The organism is Enterobacter cloacae complex sp. IR5459, assembly GCF_049238005.1.
GTDB classification, from domain to species: domain Bacteria; phylum Pseudomonadota; class Gammaproteobacteria; order Enterobacterales; family Enterobacteriaceae; genus Enterobacter; species Enterobacter hormaechei_C.
In genome coordinates this window covers 24,272-41,944 of record NZ_JBMKIG010000014.1, presented here as the reverse complement: position 1 = coordinate 41,944, position 17,673 = coordinate 24,272, and the positions used below count along the sequence as shown (strand labels likewise).

General features: G+C 52.7%; 27 protein-coding genes. 6 read left to right on the top strand and 21 right to left on the bottom strand.

Translation table 11 applies throughout. The features are described 5' to 3' along the window. Positions 1 to 548 precede the first annotated feature (548 nt). Genes ACOTX4_RS22245 through ACOTX4_RS22230 form a run of 4 tightly spaced genes read right to left on the bottom strand, consistent with a single transcriptional unit; the run spans position 549 to position 1,700 of the window. On the bottom strand, positions 549 to 803 hold the full coding sequence (locus ACOTX4_RS22245) for a DNA polymerase III subunit theta (RefSeq protein WP_285934773.1): 255 nt from the start codon (positions 801 to 803) through the stop codon (positions 549 to 551). A 14-nt stretch (positions 804 to 817) separates the two neighbouring features. Then, positions 818 to 982: a hypothetical protein gene (locus ACOTX4_RS22240; protein ID WP_154590114.1), complete on the bottom strand. Its 165-nt coding sequence runs from the start codon at positions 980 to 982 to the stop codon at positions 818 to 820. After that, entirely contained in the window at positions 966 to 1,157 is a 192-nt protein-coding gene (locus tag ACOTX4_RS22235) for a hypothetical protein (RefSeq protein ID WP_022650025.1), read from the bottom strand. The genes ACOTX4_RS22240 and ACOTX4_RS22235 overlap by 17 nt, the downstream gene beginning before the upstream one ends. Positions 1,158 to 1,199: 42 nt before the next feature. Then, positions 1,200 to 1,700 (bottom strand): antirestriction protein ArdA, encoded by a 501-nt coding sequence (locus tag ACOTX4_RS22230; RefSeq protein ID WP_022650026.1) that lies wholly within the window; start codon positions 1,698 to 1,700, stop codon positions 1,200 to 1,202. Between ACOTX4_RS22230 and ACOTX4_RS22225 the strand changes: the two genes are divergently transcribed. Beyond that, positions 1,693 to 1,938 carry a hypothetical protein gene (locus ACOTX4_RS22225; protein ID WP_185761689.1) on the top strand — a complete coding sequence of 82 codons (246 nt, stop codon included), beginning with the start codon at positions 1,693 to 1,695 and terminating at the stop codon, positions 1,936 to 1,938. The genes ACOTX4_RS22230 and ACOTX4_RS22225 overlap by 8 nt on opposite strands. 152 nt (positions 1,939 to 2,090) lie before the next feature. Here ACOTX4_RS22225 and ACOTX4_RS22220 read toward each other — a convergent pair whose 3' ends face one another. Then, complete coding sequence (locus ACOTX4_RS22220; protein ID WP_032650516.1) at positions 2,091 to 2,870, bottom strand: hypothetical protein; 780 nt, start codon at positions 2,868 to 2,870, stop codon at positions 2,091 to 2,093. Between the two features lie 18 nt (positions 2,871 to 2,888). Here ACOTX4_RS22220 and ACOTX4_RS22215 point away from each other — a divergent pair, with 18 nt between their 5' ends. Continuing rightward, positions 2,889 to 3,053, top strand: a complete 165-nt coding sequence (locus tag ACOTX4_RS22215; RefSeq protein ID WP_170965315.1) for a hypothetical protein — start codon at positions 2,889 to 2,891, stop codon at positions 3,051 to 3,053. A gap of 179 nt (positions 3,054 to 3,232) precedes the next feature. On the opposite strand, the gene ACOTX4_RS22210 is transcribed toward ACOTX4_RS22215, so the two are convergent. From ACOTX4_RS22210 to ACOTX4_RS22195, 4 genes are all read right to left on the bottom strand, one after another. Then, a complete protein-coding gene (locus ACOTX4_RS22210; RefSeq protein ID WP_045347629.1) occupies positions 3,233 to 3,655 on the bottom strand; it encodes a DUF1380 family protein in 423 nt (140 codons plus the stop codon). Between the two features lie 55 nt (positions 3,656 to 3,710). Then, the gene (locus tag ACOTX4_RS22205) at positions 3,711 to 3,932 is read right to left on the bottom strand and encodes a hypothetical protein (protein WP_022650029.1); all 222 of its coding nucleotides are present in this window, start codon (positions 3,930 to 3,932) and stop codon (positions 3,711 to 3,713) included. Continuing rightward, the gene (locus ACOTX4_RS22200; protein ID WP_022650030.1) at positions 3,929 to 4,621 is read right to left on the bottom strand and encodes a DNA methylase; all 693 of its coding nucleotides are present in this window, start codon (positions 4,619 to 4,621) and stop codon (positions 3,929 to 3,931) included. Before ACOTX4_RS22200 ends, ACOTX4_RS22205 begins: the two co-directional genes overlap by 4 nt. 524 nt (positions 4,622 to 5,145) lie before the next feature. Further along, a complete protein-coding gene (locus ACOTX4_RS22195) occupies positions 5,146 to 5,613 on the bottom strand; it encodes a hypothetical protein (RefSeq protein WP_125365924.1) in 468 nt (155 codons plus the stop codon). Positions 5,614 to 6,093: 480 nt separating this feature from the next. Between ACOTX4_RS22195 and ACOTX4_RS22190 the strand changes: the two genes are divergently transcribed. Then, positions 6,094 to 6,675 carry a serine acetyltransferase gene (locus ACOTX4_RS22190; protein WP_125365926.1) on the top strand — a complete coding sequence of 194 codons (582 nt, stop codon included), beginning with the start codon at positions 6,094 to 6,096 and terminating at the stop codon, positions 6,673 to 6,675. A gap of 112 nt (positions 6,676 to 6,787) precedes the next feature. Here the strand turns inward: ACOTX4_RS22190 and ACOTX4_RS22185 are convergent, their stop codons facing one another. The 4 genes from ACOTX4_RS22185 to ACOTX4_RS22170 all read right to left on the bottom strand — a co-directional run bounded on the left by ACOTX4_RS22185 (position 6,788) and on the right by ACOTX4_RS22170 (position 9,298). Further along, positions 6,788 to 7,054 (bottom strand): DUF6953 family protein, encoded by a 267-nt coding sequence (locus ACOTX4_RS22185; RefSeq protein WP_285934774.1) that lies wholly within the window; start codon positions 7,052 to 7,054, stop codon positions 6,788 to 6,790. 552 nt (positions 7,055 to 7,606) lie between these two features. After that, on the bottom strand, positions 7,607 to 7,948 hold the full coding sequence (locus tag ACOTX4_RS22180) for a hypothetical protein (protein ID WP_285934775.1): 342 nt from the start codon (positions 7,946 to 7,948) through the stop codon (positions 7,607 to 7,609). After that, on the bottom strand, positions 7,941 to 8,336 hold the full coding sequence (locus tag ACOTX4_RS22175) for a plasmid partitioning/stability family protein (protein WP_118284100.1): 396 nt from the start codon (positions 8,334 to 8,336) through the stop codon (positions 7,941 to 7,943). Before ACOTX4_RS22175 ends, ACOTX4_RS22180 begins: the two co-directional genes overlap by 8 nt. Positions 8,337 to 8,341: 5 nt before the next feature. Further along, positions 8,342 to 9,298 carry a plasmid segregation protein ParM gene (locus ACOTX4_RS22170; protein WP_043135399.1) on the bottom strand — a complete coding sequence of 319 codons (957 nt, stop codon included), beginning with the start codon at positions 9,296 to 9,298 and terminating at the stop codon, positions 8,342 to 8,344. 343 nt (positions 9,299 to 9,641) lie between these two features. On the opposite strand from ACOTX4_RS22170, the gene umuD reads away from it, so the two are divergent. Both umuD and ACOTX4_RS22160 read left to right on the top strand, forming a co-directional pair. Further along, entirely contained in the window at positions 9,642 to 10,031 is a 390-nt protein-coding gene (gene umuD / locus ACOTX4_RS22165; protein WP_125365956.1) for a translesion error-prone DNA polymerase V autoproteolytic subunit, read from the top strand. Further along, a complete protein-coding gene (locus tag ACOTX4_RS22160) occupies positions 10,031 to 11,302 on the top strand; it encodes a Y-family DNA polymerase (protein WP_285934776.1) in 1,272 nt (423 codons plus the stop codon). Before umuD ends, ACOTX4_RS22160 begins: the two co-directional genes overlap by 1 nt. Before the next feature lie 241 nt (positions 11,303 to 11,543). On the opposite strand, the gene ACOTX4_RS22155 is transcribed toward ACOTX4_RS22160, so the two are convergent. The 7 genes from ACOTX4_RS22155 to ACOTX4_RS22125 form a co-directional block, all read right to left on the bottom strand. After that, positions 11,544 to 11,885, bottom strand: coding sequence for a molecular chaperone GroEL (locus ACOTX4_RS22155; RefSeq protein WP_125365936.1), 342 nt, complete (start codon positions 11,883 to 11,885; stop codon positions 11,544 to 11,546). A 90-nt stretch (positions 11,886 to 11,975) separates the two neighbouring features. After that, entirely contained in the window at positions 11,976 to 12,617 is a 642-nt protein-coding gene (locus tag ACOTX4_RS22150) for a ParA family protein (RefSeq protein ID WP_125365938.1), read from the bottom strand. 265 nt (positions 12,618 to 12,882) lie between these two features. Continuing rightward, the gene (locus ACOTX4_RS22145) at positions 12,883 to 13,662 is read right to left on the bottom strand and encodes a site-specific integrase (RefSeq protein ID WP_285934777.1); all 780 of its coding nucleotides are present in this window, start codon (positions 13,660 to 13,662) and stop codon (positions 12,883 to 12,885) included. Then, entirely contained in the window at positions 13,659 to 14,006 is a 348-nt protein-coding gene (locus tag ACOTX4_RS22140; RefSeq protein ID WP_285934778.1) for a hypothetical protein, read from the bottom strand. The genes ACOTX4_RS22145 and ACOTX4_RS22140 overlap by 4 nt, the downstream gene beginning before the upstream one ends. Positions 14,007 to 14,009: 3 nt before the next feature. After that, complete coding sequence (locus ACOTX4_RS22135; protein WP_285934779.1) at positions 14,010 to 14,669, bottom strand: hypothetical protein; 660 nt, start codon at positions 14,667 to 14,669, stop codon at positions 14,010 to 14,012. Positions 14,670 to 14,699: 30 nt separating this feature from the next. Beyond that, on the bottom strand, positions 14,700 to 15,029 hold the full coding sequence (locus tag ACOTX4_RS22130; RefSeq protein ID WP_285934780.1) for a hypothetical protein: 330 nt from the start codon (positions 15,027 to 15,029) through the stop codon (positions 14,700 to 14,702). A 33-nt stretch (positions 15,030 to 15,062) separates the two neighbouring features. Next, a complete protein-coding gene (locus tag ACOTX4_RS22125; RefSeq protein ID WP_155026687.1) occupies positions 15,063 to 15,410 on the bottom strand; it encodes a hypothetical protein in 348 nt (115 codons plus the stop codon). 549 nt (positions 15,411 to 15,959) lie between these two features. Between ACOTX4_RS22125 and ACOTX4_RS22120 the strand changes: the two genes are divergently transcribed. Further along, positions 15,960 to 16,472, top strand: coding sequence for a hypothetical protein (locus tag ACOTX4_RS22120; protein ID WP_064672525.1), 513 nt, complete (start codon positions 15,960 to 15,962; stop codon positions 16,470 to 16,472). A gap of 33 nt (positions 16,473 to 16,505) precedes the next feature. Here the strand turns inward: ACOTX4_RS22120 and ACOTX4_RS22115 are convergent, their stop codons facing one another. Beyond that, the gene (locus ACOTX4_RS22115; protein WP_064672524.1) at positions 16,506 to 17,639 is read right to left on the bottom strand and encodes a DUF3800 domain-containing protein; all 1,134 of its coding nucleotides are present in this window, start codon (positions 17,637 to 17,639) and stop codon (positions 16,506 to 16,508) included. Positions 17,640 to 17,673 lie beyond the last annotated feature (34 nt).

Genomic DNA, 17,673 nt, shown 5'->3' with positions numbered 1-17,673 from the left:
GGTTTTGACGTTTCGCGGGAACCTGCTGAACTTTCCCGGGGGATAAAACATCACCCGTTTGAGAACCTTCGCCGCAGGTGCGTAAACGACACCGGCCGAGGCAGATGTCCGGGGCGGACGCAAAAAGTTTTTGCCTGCAAAAAGTTTTGGTGGCCGTGCGTCAGCATTCACCCTGGACAGCCACGAGGACTGTGGCGGTCTCAGCACCCGGAGGAGGGACTCAAAGGGGTGTAAAAGGACCGGATGGAATGGGCAGGGACACGCCGCAATGACGGGAAGCCGCGCGCGGCGAAACGACATTGCCCCCTACATCACGACGGGGTATTTACGGCGTGATGCAGGGAGCGCAGGAAACGGCGCGACTGAGCGGCGCAGCCGGAACGGCTGCTGCAAGCGATGGGGGTTGCGTCATGGGATGGACACCCGCTGCCCCGCAGGGGCCGGGCAGAGACAGCTTTGCTGGCTCTGTGCGAAGCATGACAGCCCGCCCGGACGCCCACTGCAACAAAGGCAATGAGTTTGATTTACAGCATATCTTACTGAAAAAATTACTTTTTATTTGCCTCGGCCATTTCTGAATATTGTGGGCCGCTGGCTTTCGGCAACTGCTGGCTAAGCTGGCGGTAATGGCGCAACCTTTCCAGAAAATATTCGCGAAGCTCTTCGGGCACCTCTCGTGCCACAATTTCCGGCACCACTGGCTGATTTAGCCGCTCTTTAAATGCCACACCTGACGCGGCCAGGTCTACGGCGATCCTGTCCTGATCCTCTTTTGAACGTACCGAAAGATTAAATTCGCTCATGTTTTTCCTCTCTTTCACGCGCCTGCAACGAGATCGTTGCTGACTTTTTCTGCCGGGGCGGTTTGTAGCTGCGCCGCAGGCGCGGTAACAACCGCCGGCAGGCAAAGCCTGCCAGGGTTTTTCGCGCGGGCTAACAGGCGGATGATACCGCCTGCCAGGTTATCAGTTACCTTTTCCACCCTGCAAAATGAAATGACCGCCGATATACACCGCACGCTGGCAGGTCATGTAATAGCATATTTCGTCGATCACCTGCTCCGTTCTTAATTCCCGTTGACCATTTTCACGTCGACGGGCGTTAATAATATTTTTGTACTGACGCAGGATGTCACGGGTCTGTGGATCAAGTTTCATTTTTATTCTCCTTTGTGGCGGGGCCCTGCCCCGCCTCTGACATCAACCGTTGAACACGTAGCCATCCAGAAATACCAGACCATCCAGGAACAAATCCCGCGCCCAGGCTCCCATATCGAAATAGCAACGCAGCGATTCCGGAATGTCATTGAGAAGGCCGCACTCTTCTGCCATAGTCCAGGCGTAGTCCTCTTCGCTCTCAGCTTCTCCGCAATAAGCATCCTCGAAGGCGTCATAATCACACTCTCCGGAGTATTCCACCCAGGCAATAAATGCAGCATCCATACCGTCTTCTACTGCGCGCTTGTAGGCTTCAATGAAATTCCAGTCAACGGAAGATTCGGATGCAAATGCTGACGGGATCCCTTCCCAGTCCTGGAACATGAGTTCCGGGTCGGATTCATTGGCGTGCAGCTCGTTGCAGGCTTCCAGAAACTCTGCTTTATCATCAAAGTCGGTGAGGTCAAACCATTTACCGTAGAGGCTACCGCAGTTGTATTTGTGGTATGTACCTACATAAATCGCCGGGGTGGTAGTGTTCATAAAACTCCTCCAGTGTCTGTGTCGTCTGAGTTCCGGCTTACGCCGTGCCGACACGACAGCCCGACTTCGAGCGGAAGATGCAGGGGCGACACCGGAGGCCGCAGCGCAGATAAAAAGCGATGACGGTCTGGACGGTTCTCCCGCGAATATTGAGCGGGAGAACGACGGGAAGAACGGCATCAGGCGTAAAAATCTGCGACCGGGCGAGGATGGCGGCGGAGCGAACCCTTGCATCTGAAGCGATCGGGCTAAAGTGAAGGCACGGCGTTAGCCGCAGACCGCACGGACGTTTTCACCTGCGTCCCCGTAACATCGTGGAGGGGGCGCCGGTAAAGCGGAGCGTGCGACATCCTTTTCGCAATAAGGCGGGGCGCACTGCCCCGCCCAAAATCAGGCGGCAATCCGGATGCCGGAGAAGGATTTCATCATCGCGTCAATCTCGGTTCGTGCGCTGCTGACCACATCCCGCAGCCAGTGTCTGTCAAACCAGTCGCGGGATGGGCTGTCAGGGTGACGAAGGGCATAAGGCACGTGGGTCTGCCCGACTGTACGGCCATTGCATTCCAGACGGATTTGCAGACGGCGAAAGGTTTCCTTCCCGTCGAGTACCGCTTTAAGACGCGCGTCGAGCGTCTCATTATCCCACTGCGCATCATCCTGCACCTGCTCCACTTCCGTTACTGTCAGGAGGAAATTACGGGTTCGGCGGGTAAATACCAGCGGTTCAGCGGCGGGGCGCAAGGCTTCCATCAGGCGGTATCCGGCGGATGCCACGCAGCTACAGACGTGGTTAATCTCATCACGCAGGGCTTTCAGCAGACAGAGGATATGTTTCGTGGACATACCCTCAGGGCAATTATCATATTCAAGCGAAATGGTTCCGGCATGAGCCTTACGATGCCCCAGCGAATTACGATAAAGGCGGACAATCAGTTCACTTCCTGCCAGTAATGGCAGCAGCACCTTCATTGCCTGATCGGACATCAAACCACGCAGTGCAATCTCAGGTAACAGACGCTGCAACTGTAAAGCATCGAGCTGGCCATAGAACGCAACGCCTTCTCCTCTGGAGTAATTCAGGCTTGTATCGATATCCATGTTGGCTGGCCAGCCGCGGGCTACGAGCGTGTTTCGGGTATGACGGTGCATAAAGCGGTAAGCAATGGTCATGATATTCTCCTCTTCTGAATGCGGCGACGTCTTCGCCGTGCCGACACGACAGCCCGACATCGAGCGGAAAATGCAGGGGCGACACCGGAGGCCGCAGCGCAGATAAACAGCGATGACGGTCTGGACGGTTCTCCCGCGAATATTGAGCGGGAGAACGACGGGAAGAACGGCATGAAGCAATAAATCACTGCGACCGGGCGAGGATGGAGGCGTAGCGAACCCTTGCATTTGTAGCGTTCGGGCTAAAGTGAAGGCACGGCGCTCACATCCGCCGCGCCAGCGCGGCATAAAAAGCGGAGTTAACGACATCCTCTTTCGCTGTGAATTGTCACCGGTTGCCGGGGACGCTCCCCCGGCCGTTCTCAGGCTACCAGCGCGTCTTTCAGTGCGTAGACGTCATTCCTTGCTTCCTTTACGGAATCGGGTTCAGGCCGCCCGGCCTCCCAGGCCATTCCGGCGCGATGCTCCAGCTCACACTCATAGTCGCGCAGGACGCGTGCAAGTAAAGCTGCCGGTACACTCACCTGACGGTTTGCCGCTTCCCGCTGATGGGTCAGGAGATCGCTGATAGTCAGATTATTTACCCCCTCCTGGCGGTATTGCGTCATTTTCATTTCACCAAGCGCCTTCATCACCGCCCGGATTTCAGCCTCGTCCGGTTCTGGCTGGGTTTCACGGCAGGCCACGCTAATCCCCTCTTCCGTCCAGACCAGCAGGACCAGGGGTTCGTCAGACGTGAACATGGTTTCAAGCTGTACACAAAGTTCTTTGCGGGTTCCGTACATCTTTTTATCTCTTTCGTAAGTGGTTACAGGCCGGGCATCAGCCCGGCAGGGTCAGTCAGCCCTGAAAGGTTTCGTCCAGCACCAGGGCTTCGCGGTAGGCTTCCAGAAGCAGGGTGTTGATCCGGCGCAGGGTCTGGGCGGCCATACGTTCAGCCAGCGTTGCCGCGTCGTGCCGGTGCTGAGATTCGAGGCGGTTCAGCAGCATCCGCACGTCACACATGGCATTGCTGAGCTCGGCCACGTCCGCGCGCAGGGATTCAAGGCCCGGGTAGTTCATGCCGCCTCCGGATAATCAGGGTAAAACGTACCGTCATTGGCCGCCGGCATCCTTCTCGCCCGTTCAACCTGTGCCAGACGGCGAACGCCGGCGGCGTGGTACTGCTCAAGCATCTCGATCCCGATATAGCGGCGGCTGGCTTCGGCGGCGGCCACGCAGGTGGAACCGCTACCGGCGAACGGGTCAAGGACAATGGCCCCCGGACGAGTGAGCGATTCAATCAGTGGCCGCAGGCTCTGCACCGGCTTCTCCGTCGGATGGTGTCTGTTGCCCGTGTATTTCCAGGGGATCACGTCCGGGATGGGGCGGTCCGGGGTTTGCGGTCGCCCCTTCGCGAGCAGGTAAGCGTTCTCATGGGTGTAGCCCACGAACGTTGATTTGGAGGCATAACTCTTCGCAAAAACGATATGGCCAACAACACGGAACCCAGCCGATTTCCACGCATTGAGAAACAGATCTGCGCGGTTCCATGCGTAAAAGCTCACCATCAGACTGTCGTTTTTGAGTACGCGGTACATTTCGTGGCACGCTGGCTGAAGCCATTCCGACGAATTGTCCCCGGCCAGAGTGCGGCCGGTACGGTCCTTAAAGCCAACCAGATACGGGGGATCGGTAAGAATAAAATCAACGGCACGTGCCGGAAAACGGGACATCACCTGCACGCAGTCACCCAGGATATAACGGGACATAGACACACTCCTCTCTGATATGCGGCACCCTGTTGCGCCGTGCCGCCACAAAAACCCGGCTCTGAGCGGAGGGCGCAGGGGCGACGCCGCAAGCCGCAGCGCAAGCCTTTCACGGGCTGAATGCGCCGTGAAAGGTGCGAACGGGTGAGGACGGAGACAACGTGAACCCTTGCGACCGCAGCGGACGGGTTAGCGTGAAGGCACGGCGTTGAACACGCCGCCGACTGGCGGCAGAAAGGCGGAGGGCACCGACATCCTTTGGTACTGATTCTGGTAGCTGAAGGCGCCTCCCGTGTATGACAGAATGACCATAAGTGCGTGTCAGTACACCACTTTATAGGATCATAAGCCTGGTATGTTTTGAGACGCCTCCGGCCGGTGGCGTTTTTTTTAAGTCCGATATATGGCAGGCGCGAATGGTCAGGAAGCATGCAACAATACAAGGGCAATAACTGAAGGGTTTTCTCTTAAAACGGATGGCATGATTTCAGGACACCCCGTTCCCGGAAGGTGTCCTTTTTTTGTCAGCGCCCCTTTACGTGGTCGATAGCGAACTGCAGGGTTTCCCAGTTAAAACCGATGCTGGCATCATGGCTGCGATAACAGACACGCATGGCTTCAGCAATTTCCCCCTCCGTCAGGCTGTCATTGAGGGACAGAAAGTCATCAGCCAGCCAGAACGTTCCCATACACAGTGCGTCCGGCGGATACTGCTGTAAGCGCGCGATGAGAGCTGCCACGGTTACACCCTCGCAGCTGGCGGATAGCGACGGCAGCACGCGATCGGCAATGTCATTCCAGCACCACTCTTCGTCCTCCGGAACTGCCTCTTGAATAGTGCAGGTTTCCACACCCGGCATCAGGGAAAGCTGCTCCAGCACCTCACCCAGGTAGAGTCGTTCCCCGCTGGCATCCTCACTCCACAGATAATGGTTGTTGATATACACGGCAAATTCGCCGTTATTGAGTTCAATACAGGTCAGTCTGAACATGGTTGTATCCTCAGCATCCGGCACCCAGTTGCGCCGTGCCGGCACAAAAACCCGGCTCTGAGCGGAGGGCGCAGGGGCTACGCCGCAAGCCGCAGCGCAAGCCTTTCACGGGCCGAATGCACCGTGAAAGGTGCGAACGGGTGAGGACGGAGACATCGTGAACCCTTGTGACCGCAGCGGCCGGGTTAGCGTGAAGGCACGGCGTTGAACATTCCACTGAGAGGAGGAAAACGAAGGGGGAGTATCACTCCCATTTTGCATAACTACAGGGTACTCTGTTCCGGAATTTTGCCGGTAATCCTTTTCATGTCGCCAGCAGCCAGTGTGACATTCACTACCCATTACCCGCTGGATACCCGTAATATGTGGGTAGATGAGCAAATACCATACTATCAAGCACGATCGCATTGATAATATTAAAGTTTCCCCAAATTCTGTCGTTAATAACTATAGTCCCTTATATTGCCAGAGTATTTTTTAATGACTGATAACAGCATCCCCGTAGACTTTAATTCCAGAGACGCACTTTCCCATTTTAAAGAATGTTTAAGGTTAGAAGTCATAAACCGGAATGGAGAAAAGAAATTTTCATGGTTTAAGGTCTTTCACCGTGTGCTTTTTAGCTATAAAAAGAGATTTTACTTTTGGTGGCGACTTGCTAATTACATGAATCAGACACCGTCCAGACGATATCAGAAGTGGGCAAGGAAGATAAATGCTAATCTGCGTTGCAAATATGGTGCTGATATTAGTATCGAAGCGCAAATCGGTGAAGGCATGAAACTCAATCACTATGTAGGAATAGTTATCCGTTCTGAATGTAAGATAGGGAAAAATGCAAATATTCGGCAGAACACGACGATTGGAAGGAAAACGTCCAATGATGTAATCGGCATGACTGTAATTGGGGATAATGTAGATATTGGTGCTCATTCTTGCATCATAGGTGATATCAATATAGGACATAACGTAACAATAGGTGCAATGACATTTGTTAACAAAGATGTTCCCGACAACTCAATAATCTATAACACAGTAACATCAGTCATAAAAAGCAAGTGAAATTAGAGCTCATCAAGGTCGTTTCAGCGACCTTCTCTACACTCCTCGTTTAGTTCCCCGCAAGCCAGAACGTTCAGGTGATTATGTCCAGTACAAGCGGGGCTTTTATCTATCAATCTTGCTGTCTTCCAGGCTTATCGTAAGAGGTTCTTTTACGCCAGGCTTTGTCACCTCGCTCCCAAATAACTTCGTCACCAGTTAATTTTTTAAATTTTGCTAAAACATTTTTATCTATAGATAGATTGCCATTTGCATTTTTATAGACAAAATTATCGCCAAACAAATTCTTTATTTTATACACAGCAACTTCCTGGTAGAGCCTGGATGATTCTTCGACTTGATACTTCATCCATTGAGCCACATCATCAATAGTATGCATAAATTTGCCCCATAATTTTGTATGTCAGTCCTGTTCCCCGTTCCACTGTTCGGATAGACTTCATCATATCCACCCGTATTTCACATATAGCACTTTCTTCCTTAGTAAAAAAGGCCCAATGCACACCAGGTATCGTGTTCGTGGAGTTCACACCTCACAGACATTAGGTGACAGAGGTATTATTACGGTTCCGGGCTACTTCTACTTGGCACTCAGTGGCTTCTGCACAGATATCCCCCCCCAAACTTGACATACAGATGTCTCTGTCCAGTTATACAGATCCGTCCCGTTTTTATCCCCCGTTTCTGTGGATAATCAATATGTGGAGCCCACACCATAGGTTTCATCCACTGTATATTGTGTCCATCCCGTAGCGGTCGCGCCCTCCCCAACCCCGTTGCGCTGAAAAAATGCCGCCTAAGAATGGGCATAAATGCATACCTAGCAAGATAAAGCAGGAAGAGCGCAACACGGAACCATAGCAACTCAGAAACATCAGGTTAAACAGGAAGGCAGTTTGAGGCGGTTTATTACGCCACCAGTGATGGAGACTTAACGGGGATTGTGCTCCTTGTCGAGTAACCCAAGGCGAACCATATAGGCAAGAACAGATTCCGGGCGTCGCTGATACTCCCTTGCAAACTCTTCAACATCGAGCATGCCCGCCTCGTCCAGGGCGATCAGGCGTTGTTTCTCCTCCTCGTCCCATTTCGCGCCGTGGCGCGGATACTGCTGCTTATAGCCTGCGCCAGGCGAAGAACGACGCGTGAGCTCCTCACGCAGCTGTCCCAGGGTCATATTTTCCAGGCCATCGACCACATTCAGGGATTCGAGCTCACGAGCCGCTTTGAGGAACTGGCGGACAAGCTTTCCGTGTTCCCGCAGATCAGACATTGTTTCCCGTCCCGCCGAACATGCTCCGGGCATTATTTCGGGTTTCGTCATCAGGCGATACCGAATCGCTCATCTGCTCCTGAGACTGAGGGGCTGCGATTACTGCCTCTCGCGCCCTGCCCTGCAGCAGAGCCTCGGTTTCGCGTGGGTAAACGGCTTTAAGCAGCTGCAGCAGGTCATCAAATGACGTATCGCGGTTAAGCAGTTCGCTGAAGAGGAACGGCAGCCGTTCATCCTGCTTGCCAAATGCAAAGCCGGTAAGCAGCGCGGCGCGCCATAAACGCCCCCTGTCCCCCTGAGGCGTTTCGTCCGTTTTCTGGCAGACAAAGCGGTCCGCTTCGTTAGTTTCAGGATTCAGGTAAAACGTAATTTTGCGTCGCGTATCCATGGTTTTTATCCAATAAGGTACATACCGTTAACGAGGTCGAACTGAGACGTACTGGTTTTGTAGAAACGTTCTTCCCTGACTGCACAGTGTTTTTTTACTGCCTCTGCAATGAGTTCGGCGCCACCGCCAATGACCATTACATGCGAGTATCCCTCAAAGCGACTGACTGCTTCAATAACCCGGTTAACAAGCCGGCTGTGAGCCGATGTCATTGCTTCACAAACAAGATCGATGCGTGAGGTATCGTTAATGCGTGACGCCAGGTAGGCCGCATCATTACGGTGAATGATGATATCGTCGGCCAGATAGCTGCTTCCCTTCGTGCGGGCCAGCGAAAGTGCGTCTCTTACGGCACCGGTCATCAGAGAGACTCCCAGCGTGGAATCACCGTAAATACGCGATATTCCGCGCATTTTGCCCATCACCTGAGAAATATCGAGCGTCGTTCCGCCCAGGTCAACGATCAGCAGTGAATCAAGCTCGTTGAGGTTTTTAACGACTTCGAAACCAGCCGGGATGGATTCTGGCATCACGTCAACATGACGAACAGAGAAGGTTTTCCCCCCATTGAGTTCGACCGGACGCAGCAGGTTTGTTTTCTTACGTTGAATGTTTGCTTCGTTGGGCTGGTTGTTCTTGTCGTAATACTCCGCCAGCGGCAGTGTGACAACGATATCCACTTCGCACGGCTCAATACCGCTGTTGAGAAGCGCATGATGTACAGCAACAACGTTCACATCGCTGTATTGCCACGCAACGTTAGTCGTCACAACCGCCTCTGGGCTGATCGGGTCGAAAGAATACTGCTCCCCGTTCAGTTGATAGTTGAACGCCTGCTGAGAACCGAACGCCACAGCCCATTCACGTTTGAAGCTGTTAGGGCTGATTGACTGCCTGACCTGTCCGGCTTCGTTCCACTGCAGTTTGATATTGGTAGAGCCATCATCAATGAAAATTTTCATACCTTTCACCTTGGAATAGTTTGGATTGAAACGAGCACAAGCAAACACAATTAAGAGAACAATTTGAGAACAATATGAGAATTATACAAAACGAGGACCCAATAACAACCCTAAAAGAGAAATATTAGAGAACTATTTGAGAACAAAAAAGAAAAAGGTAGGGATTGAAGCTATTCATACGCTAGCTATTTGCGCCTAAAAATCAGCCGGTTGAAATAAAGGGACCGAGAATAGCTTGCTTAAAACTGGGTTCATAAAAATAATACTGTATATAAACACAGTGCAAAGGGAGGTAAAAATGGTCAACATTAGCTTTATCGCACCGGCAGACTCACCAGATAAAATGCAGCTGCCGTTATTCGCCGATCTGGCCTCATGTGGTTTCCCTTCACCTGCAGCTGACTATGTCGAGTCCGATCTGGATCTCCATGATTACTGCATACGACATCCAAGCGCGACTTACTACCTTCGCGCAAGCGGAGACAGCATGGCCGACGGCAGTCTGTACAATGGCGATCTGCTGGTTGTGGACAGTGCCGAGAAGCCCCGGCATGGCGATATTGTTGTGGCCAGCGTGCAGGGGGAATTTACGGTTAAACGGCTGCTGCTGACGCCACGACTGACGCTGCAGCCCATGAACGCGGCCTGGTCGCCGATTTTTCCCGACCCGGACGATCTGGATATCTTTGGCGTCGTCACGCACATCATTCACCGTCCCAGGGAAATGTACTGATGTTTGCCCTGGCCGATGTAAACAGCTTTTATGCCAGCTGCGAACGTGTTTTCCGTCCGGATTTGAAAGGAAAGCCGATAGTCGTCCTGAGCAACAACGACGGAAACGTGATCGCACGCAGCGCCGAGGCGAAACCCTGGATTAAAATGGGCACCCCTTGGTTCCAGATAAAAAACGAGCCTTACCCGGAACAAATATATTGCTTTTCAAGTAATTATGAGCTTTACGCTTCAATGTCGGCGCGCGTGATGAGCTGTCTGGAGGAGTTGGCCCCCAGGGTGGAACAGTATTCGATTGACGAGATGTTCCTCGACCTGACCGGCGTGGAGCACTGCATGGCTCTGGAGGACTTCGGCCGCCAGCTGCGCCAGCACGTATATGACTGTACCCGTCTGACCATCGGAATTGGGGCTGCGCCTACGAAAACCCTTGCAAAATCAGCACAATGGGCCTCAAAGGAGTGGAAACAGTTTCGTGGCGTGCTCGCCCTGACCCGGGGGAATCCTCAGCGAACGCGGAAACTGCTTTCACTGCAGCCGGTCGAAGAGATCTGGGGCGTTGGAAACCGTATTGCACGCAAGCTCCATGTACTGGGCATCAGGACCGCGCTCGATCTTGCCCTGACGAACCCGGCCTTCATCCGGAAAAATTTCTCCGTAGTTCTCGAGCGAACAGTACGCGAACTGAACGGGGAAAGCTGCATGTCGCTCGAGGAAGCCCCGCCTACGAAACAACAGATTGTCTGCAGCCGCAGCTTTGGAGAGAAAATCACGGAGTACGATTCGCTCCGCCAGGCTGTCTGTCAGTACGCAGAGCGGGCATCTGAAAAGCTGCGTAAAGAGCGCCAGTATTGCCGGCATATTTCCGTATTCATCAAAACGTCTCCGTTCGCTGTTAAAGAACCTTATTACGGCAACGTGGCCACGGAGAAACTGCTTACCCCCACTCAGGACACCCGGGACATCATTGCGGCCGCCACTACGGCTCTGGAGCGTATCTGGAAAGACGGGCACCGGTATGCCAAAGCCGGTGTGATGCTGAATGACTTCACCGGATCCGGTGTTTCGCAGCTGCAACTGTTCGACGAACGTCCGCCACGTCCTCACAGCGCTGAGCTGATGAAGGTTCTCGATGGCATTAATCATTCCGGTCTGGGACAGGTCTGGTTTGCCGGACGTGGGATTGCACCATCCTGGCAGATGAAACGCGATATGCTCTCCCCTGCTTACACCACTCGCTGGAAAGATATCCCCGTTGCGAGGATCAGCTAAATTTCGCCTTTCAGAGAGAGCTAGCTGGGTATTTGATATACATCCAAAGCGGCCCCCTAAGGAATCCCAGGGATATCCAGTAGATATCTAAAATACATTTAATGGATATAAAAACCAGCTTCAAACCGGAGTGGATTTTGATGGATGTTTTTAGGATATCTTCTGGATATCCTTTAGGGGTGCAACAAACACCCCTCAGACATCTTAAATATACATAATAAATATCTTTCGGATATCTTACCTATTTACCAATAGCACCATCTCTCTCGAGTTTCTCTCTGATAGCTTCGATGATATATGAACTGAAGTCCAAAGACGTTTTACTGGTTGCCTTAAGTTCAGCATGGGCCTCAAAGTATGAAAGAGGAATAGCCTTGAGATTTTTAGCTTTAGTCTTGGTTTGCTCAGGACGTTCGGAGACCAGAGTCGTTTTTTCAGGTTCTACATTCGCCTCTTTGCCAATGATCTCACCTACTTTGGTCGCATCATTCGTAACAGCAACCGGCGCAGACGTTTGTAGCCGAGCAGATCCAACTAAGCTTTTGAGTTTCTCTGCCTGTTCGTTAAATTTATTTTTGCTCATAATTTTCTCAGGATGTTCTGAGGGGATTCAATGAATGCCCACTGGATACAATTTCAATACCTATTGGATACCCTTCGAATATCCAATATTTCAATTTCTACCGGCTAATAACTGCTTAATTTCCTGGACTAAGGCTATGACTTCTTTGCCGCCCGGAGTGGCTCGTCCATGTACAGTTTCGGTTATCCCCATTCCGCTTTCGATAACTTCTTCAAATTCGGTACGTGTAGAAATACGACTATTCATCAACTTCACGTGTTTTAAGGAAGGGAGTAGAGCCTCCAGTTTTGGGAAGCTCTTTTTGTTTGGGTTAACCTTGCACAGATAAAGATTGACGGTGATATCAGTTTCCATAATTGCACTGATTTCATCGAGAACGGCATCAAAGTGCATAAGCCCAATTCGTTCTGTGAGAGAGTCTTTAGATGGAACGATGACACAATCAGCGAATGCCACTGCAGTTCGGGTTAGATCCGAGTCGAAACCTCCGCAATCTATAAACAACGTCTTATCGCTGTTTTTGTAAGGTGTCATTATCTCAATCAGCTCTTCAACGGTATTTGGAATTTTAACGGAGATCTCTTTCCCTGATGGACGGAGTCCAAGAATGATTGAAAGACCGGTATGCGTATCAAGGTCCAAAGCATCTGTTTCCATTTCACCAATCAGATTAACTGATGAAGTGGTTTTACCGGCACCGCCTTTAGGGTGAGCATTAGCAATGATTGGCATGGTGTATCCCTTTTATCCTCTATTGATACCCATCTAACCCCTTTAAGATATTCATGGGATATCCGATGGATGTATTTAACGTACCCTTTTTAACCTAAGGCTTGTTATGAGTCAATGATTTTTAGATATCCCAGGCATATCAAAAATATATCCAATGGATATCCCATAGATATCCATATAAGATATTCACTGAAATAATCGATCACTCTATGGCTACTTTAAATGAGGGGAGAGGGTCTCTCTGTTACCATGCAACCATGACGTGCTAAAGCCCCCCTTTGAGCATAGCTACCGCATCAGCACCTGGCATCTGAAACTGTACCCTGTGCCGTGCCGCCACATCGAGCGCAAACACCTTCGTATACACCTCCGTCGAGCTGATGCTCTTATGTCCCATTAAACTCTGCAGCACCTTCAGCGGTATGCCTGCGTACAGCATGTGCATCGCGTAGGAATGGCGGAATGTATGGGGCGTCACCGGTACTGAGAACATCACCCCGTCGGCCGCCGCGGCTTCCACCGCTTCGCTGAGCCAGGTGCGGACAGTCCGGTCGGTAATCTCCCAGATGCGCGCCTTCTCGGTTCTGCCGCTGCGTTTGTTACGTCGTTCAAGAGGTATTTTCAGCGTGGCCACCATCATCTCCAGCTGACCGACATAGTTCGAATCGGAAAGCGGTACCAGCCGGTGAGCCTGACTGCCGGCAGGTGAGCGGCCGGCCGTTCGGGCCGCTTTCTCCGCCCGCTGCTTGAGTGTGGCCAGCTGCACGAACGGGTAGGGCGGCGCCAGAGAAAAATCACTCCTGGTCAGCGCCAGCGCCTCGTTAATGCGCGCGCCGGTATTCCAGAGGGTTGCCAGCAACATCTTGCGGTGGAGATCGGGTACATAGTGGAGCAGGGCACTCACTTCCGGCGCCAGCAGATATTTCGGCAGTTCGTCCTGAACGAGCGCAATCTGGCGCAGGGCCAGTGCGGCAGGGTAGTCGATGGCCACCGGCAGCTGCGTGGCAGAAAAAGAAACGCCCTGGCCTGGGATTGTCGGCATCATTGCTTGTTATCCCTGCCGGACAGGTATTGCTCTGTAAGTCGTGCCAGTGCTTTCTGCGCGTAATCCTCCCCCGGGAGCACACTGATTTCTCCCCGGCGTTCCATCTCGGCGCCGATGGCGCTCAGGGTCGTCGCTACCGGCAGCAGCCGGTGCAGCTGAAGGGCATGAGCGCATGCGGAACGGATACGATCGGCAAACGCATCCTCATCGCGGGAATATGTCCCGGGCTCCGGCCGTTCCCTGCCGTCCTTTTCTGACTGTAGCTGCTGACACAGTTTCAGCAGGCCAATAATGTCATCGGCAGCTTCGTTTGCATGCGGATCGTTGAGATAATTGGGTTTCACTGGTTATCCTTTCTCATCAGGGCACAGGTCTTTCTGTATCTGCCGCTGGCGTTGCACATGCTGGCGCCACAACGCGCGCCGGTTACGCCACAGGATGGATCCGATCCGCCTGCACAGTTCCCCTTCGCGCGGGGGAGGAAGATCGCAGATCCGGCGAAGACGCCAGGCTGTCAGCAGCACTTTCAGCCCCAGACGGGCATACTGGTACCGGGCGGATTCCGCGACGTCAGGTGGTGATTCGTACCGGAATACGCTTTCAATAACGTACCGGGCCTCCCTGTTCAGCGCCGGCAGGTTACGGATACGGAAAAGCAGTTCGGATGGAAGCGAACGCCAGTCACCTTCGATTTCTTCCAGACTCAGAAGAGGCAGATCTTTGGCCGACCAGTTTTCTTTGTCGGGCTCAGTATCGCAGGCAACATCACTGCACTGGTCAGCAAAGTGCTCCAGCAGGCAGATCAGCTCTGTGCCGATAAAGAGGCGCTCGCGGACCAGTTTCTCTTCTGCAGCTCTTTCCTCACGCTTGCGGGTGAAGTAATGCGTCAGCGCTACACCGCCAAATGCAGCCCCAACCGACGTAACAGCCGTGATAATTTGTGGTGCAAGGCCAATACTGTCCTTCACCACCTTCACGCCTTCGGTCGCAATAAACCAGTCAGCCATATTTGTTCCCTTACTGAAAAATCCCGCCGGTCATACTGACGCAGCGCCTCCACGGAACGGCTCAAAGGCAAGCAGGGCATCCCTCCTGGAGAGCAGCTCGATACAGTCCCCGCACTGCGGGTCGATCTCTTCGTCAGTGGCCTCGTTATACCGCATGCGCAGCCGCCATCCCTTCATCGGTGGCGCGTTCTGTATGGCCAGCACCATCCCCTCCGGCGACAGCAGTTCGCGGAGGGTGTAGCAGGCGCCGATCCGGGTCGAGTCCCGCAGCCACATCACGGGGTACTCACTGACCAGCTGGTCGTAAACGCATTCCGGCGTATGGAAGTAATTCCCGTCCGCCCTGCAAAAATCACACATAGTCTTTCCTTTACTGGGAAACCCCGCCCTGTGCTACCTGTCCGCAGCGCCAGGCCAGCGCGGCGTAAACCACCCTTTATTCTCACCGAGACACTCCGTCACGTCCCGGACCCTACCGCCGTTAGTGACCAGCAGGACACTGCCATCAGGACGGCGTTCGGGCACGCCCAGCGTCATACCGGTTTCCGTGTTCACCGCATCCAGGCGACCGTCGCGGGGGATGATCTCAAAATTGCCCGTCGGCAGGGAGCAGCTGGCAATGCTGCCCGCGGTCTTGCTCTCCGGATGATAATAATGATACAGCGCGATACCCAGCAGACTCGCAACAAGAAGAGCGCCAACCTGAAAGGCCCGCTGGCCTAATTTATCGTCATCAATCACATGACTTCCTTTTTATTAAATTATAAATAATCACTCAGAGTAATGATGACGCGCAGCACAAACCACTGCGCACAGGGCTGCGTCTGTCACCCGGATGATTTTTCCCTGCCGTCATCATTTTCAGGCTGATAATAAGCAGCCATATAACCACGCCTTTAAATTACCGGAGGGCTGTTTCCGGCAGATCCGACTTTCCTGCACATCTCAACTTTCCGGAAGTGTACCACGGTCAGGGAATAAGCAAAGCGGCGTTTTCTGCTGCAGCGCGCCGGGTCACGGATCGGGGGTGAAACACTATATATAGAAGAAATCGCAGCTGACCGAGTGGCATATATTGTGTTTTCGTGCCGCCGCACGGCGGGGCGGTTCAGGAGGATCCGGAACATGCTTTTTTCGGATCTCAGTGGAGAAAACTGAAAGAAAACCAAAATGCACACATCAATTAAAATATCAATACCAAAAACAACGAATAGCACTTTTTGTGTTCACGGATAGCACTAATTGCTAAAGCGGGGTATATTTGCGTCATCGGCTGCTTCAGGTGGCCTCATGACCATCTTTAAGGAGAATATTGTGGACACAAGTCTGATTGGATCGATCCTTACGGCGCTGCTTGCCGCTGCGGGGTTCTACTGTAAGTTTTGGTTTACGCGTTATCAGGCCTCCCGTGATCAGGCCCAGAAAGTCAGCCGGACGATCGAGGATGTCCTGAGCAATATGGCCGCGCTGTTCGGACAGAAGAAACCTGCCCGGATACTGAGAGAGGAATTTTCCGCTGTTATTGCGCCGCTTCATCAGGAAATGCGCATCCTTGACGATATGACGTCCCGTCTGCCGCTGAAATGGCTGCAGCGCGAACAGCGCCACGTTCTTTATCATGCCCGATGGCTGCAGCGGTATCTGGATTCGCGCAGGGGCGGCAGTGACGGGGACTTTTTCCTGCTATTGCACGATGTGGCGATGGGGACCGATTATCAGGTTGCTGACATTCTGGCATCGCAGCATGACTGTAAGCGGCGTCGTGGATCACAGCTGCCGGTTAACCTGAAAACCTGCCCCTGAGAGGGGCAGTTGAAAGCAGATAACTATCCGGCATCAGTCGGGTGATCCCGACACCACATATGGCATGCGTCTGGCTTCATCAAAGTCCCGCAGCTCCTGCGCCTGCCTCATGATCTCTGCGCTTGGTACCGGGAGTTTACCCAGGAGTTCCTTAAATCGACTGGCAACTGACTGGATTGACACGCTGTTGGTCCTGGCTGTTTTCAGATTGGTATAAACAAGGCGGGAAAGTGGCTTTGTCAGCGCCTTGTCTTCCATGAATCGCTTGAATGTCCAGAGATAAATATCTACCAGCTCCAGACCTGCACTCTTGGTACCGGACTGGAATACAAGTGGTTCAGCCGGCATATTTTTCATGTTCATAACAGGTAACCCGGGGCCCAGTTCCCAGGGCATCTCCCGTATCTGGTAGTAAAACTCGTTAAGTTCACGCTGGGTGGTGTTGAACTGTGACTGCTGGTCAACAATGATACTGGCCTTTCTTTCTGGTGCCCCCAGGCGGGAACAGATCCCGTGCAATACGGACTGAAAGCCAATCATATTGGGCATAATCCGCAGCCTTTCCTTGTTGGTTTTACAGTTATAGCCCAGCTGTTCAAAATTGGCTGACGCCCAGTTCAGGGCATCGGTGATCAGCTGCTTCGACCGGTGGTCCAGCGCGCTTGCTGCCGTCCTGCTGATCAGTTCATCACTGACGGTACAAAAAAGTTCCGACGCCCGCTCATCATGCGCCTCCAGCCTTGCCGTCCATGCGTTTGAAGCAAGTTCATCATCAAACAGGCTGGCCAGATTCAGCAGCAGGGGGTAGCGCAGAGGGGTCCAGTATGCAGACCAGGGAACGGCCGGATTCATTCCCTGATCAAATACCTGGTCGAAGAACGAAATGATGGCATGATCGCGCTTTACTACCTGCCAGATGTCAAACCGTATCCGGTGCTTTTTCTGCAGAACCAGCAGCGTATCTACAAGGTCAGAAAGGCGGTGCAAGCCCAGTTCCGCAGCGTGCAGGCGCTGCACGCCAAGCGTTTTGCGTAATACGGCAAGATCCGCTTCAGCAACCTTATCCAGATTAGCATCAGACGACAGCACTCCGTAGGAGAGGACTGGCTGGGTTTTGTCAAAAAGGTTTCGGCCAGTCTGGCCTGTTTCATCCACATAAAAGTGCATTCAGAGATCCTTTACCAGGCAGGAGGAAGGGAAA

Bases quoted from the DNA above. Each gene is read 5' to 3' on its own strand.
- ACOTX4_RS22245 (WP_285934773.1), bottom strand. From the start codon at position 803: ATGAGCGAATTTAATCTTTCGGTACGTTCAAAAGAGGATCAGGACAGG.
- ACOTX4_RS22235 (WP_022650025.1), bottom strand. From the start codon at position 1,157: ATGAAACTTGATCCACAGACCCGTGACATCCTGCGTCAGTACAAAAAT.
- ACOTX4_RS22230 (WP_022650026.1), bottom strand. From the start codon at position 1,700: ATGAACACTACCACCCCGGCGATTTATGTAGGTACATACCACAAATAC.
- ACOTX4_RS22220 (WP_032650516.1), bottom strand. From the start codon at position 2,870: ATGACCATTGCTTACCGCTTTATGCACCGTCATACCCGAAACACGCTC.
- ACOTX4_RS22215 (WP_170965315.1), top strand. From the start codon at position 2,889: ATGCGGCGACGTCTTCGCCGTGCCGACACGACAGCCCGACATCGAGCG.
- ACOTX4_RS22210 (WP_045347629.1), bottom strand. From the start codon at position 3,655: ATGTACGGAACCCGCAAAGAACTTTGTGTACAGCTTGAAACCATGTTC.
- ACOTX4_RS22205 (WP_022650029.1), bottom strand. From the start codon at position 3,932: ATGAACTACCCGGGCCTTGAATCCCTGCGCGCGGACGTGGCCGAGCTC.
- ACOTX4_RS22200 (WP_022650030.1), bottom strand. From the start codon at position 4,621: ATGTCCCGTTATATCCTGGGTGACTGCGTGCAGGTGATGTCCCGTTTT.
- ACOTX4_RS22195 (WP_125365924.1), bottom strand. From the start codon at position 5,613: ATGTTCAGACTGACCTGTATTGAACTCAATAACGGCGAATTTGCCGTG.
- ACOTX4_RS22190 (WP_125365926.1), top strand. From the start codon at position 6,094: ATGACTGATAACAGCATCCCCGTAGACTTTAATTCCAGAGACGCACTT.
- ACOTX4_RS22185 (WP_285934774.1), bottom strand. From the start codon at position 7,054: ATGCATACTATTGATGATGTGGCTCAATGGATGAAGTATCAAGTCGAA.
- ACOTX4_RS22180 (WP_285934775.1), bottom strand. From the start codon at position 7,948: ATGTCTGATCTGCGGGAACACGGAAAGCTTGTCCGCCAGTTCCTCAAA.
- ACOTX4_RS22175 (WP_118284100.1), bottom strand. From the start codon at position 8,336: ATGGATACGCGACGCAAAATTACGTTTTACCTGAATCCTGAAACTAAC.
- ACOTX4_RS22170 (WP_043135399.1), bottom strand. From the start codon at position 9,298: ATGAAAATTTTCATTGATGATGGCTCTACCAATATCAAACTGCAGTGG.
- umuD (WP_125365956.1), top strand. From the start codon at position 9,642: ATGCAGCTGCCGTTATTCGCCGATCTGGCCTCATGTGGTTTCCCTTCA.
- ACOTX4_RS22160 (WP_285934776.1), top strand. From the start codon at position 10,031: ATGTTTGCCCTGGCCGATGTAAACAGCTTTTATGCCAGCTGCGAACGT.
- ACOTX4_RS22155 (WP_125365936.1), bottom strand. From the start codon at position 11,885: ATGAGCAAAAATAAATTTAACGAACAGGCAGAGAAACTCAAAAGCTTA.
- ACOTX4_RS22150 (WP_125365938.1), bottom strand. From the start codon at position 12,617: ATGCCAATCATTGCTAATGCTCACCCTAAAGGCGGTGCCGGTAAAACC.
- ACOTX4_RS22145 (WP_285934777.1), bottom strand. From the start codon at position 13,662: ATGATGCCGACAATCCCAGGCCAGGGCGTTTCTTTTTCTGCCACGCAG.
- ACOTX4_RS22135 (WP_285934779.1), bottom strand. From the start codon at position 14,669: ATGGCTGACTGGTTTATTGCGACCGAAGGCGTGAAGGTGGTGAAGGAC.
- ACOTX4_RS22130 (WP_285934780.1), bottom strand. From the start codon at position 15,029: ATGTGTGATTTTTGCAGGGCGGACGGGAATTACTTCCATACGCCGGAA.
- ACOTX4_RS22120 (WP_064672525.1), top strand. From the start codon at position 15,960: ATGACCATCTTTAAGGAGAATATTGTGGACACAAGTCTGATTGGATCG.
- ACOTX4_RS22115 (WP_064672524.1), bottom strand. From the start codon at position 17,639: ATGCACTTTTATGTGGATGAAACAGGCCAGACTGGCCGAAACCTTTTT.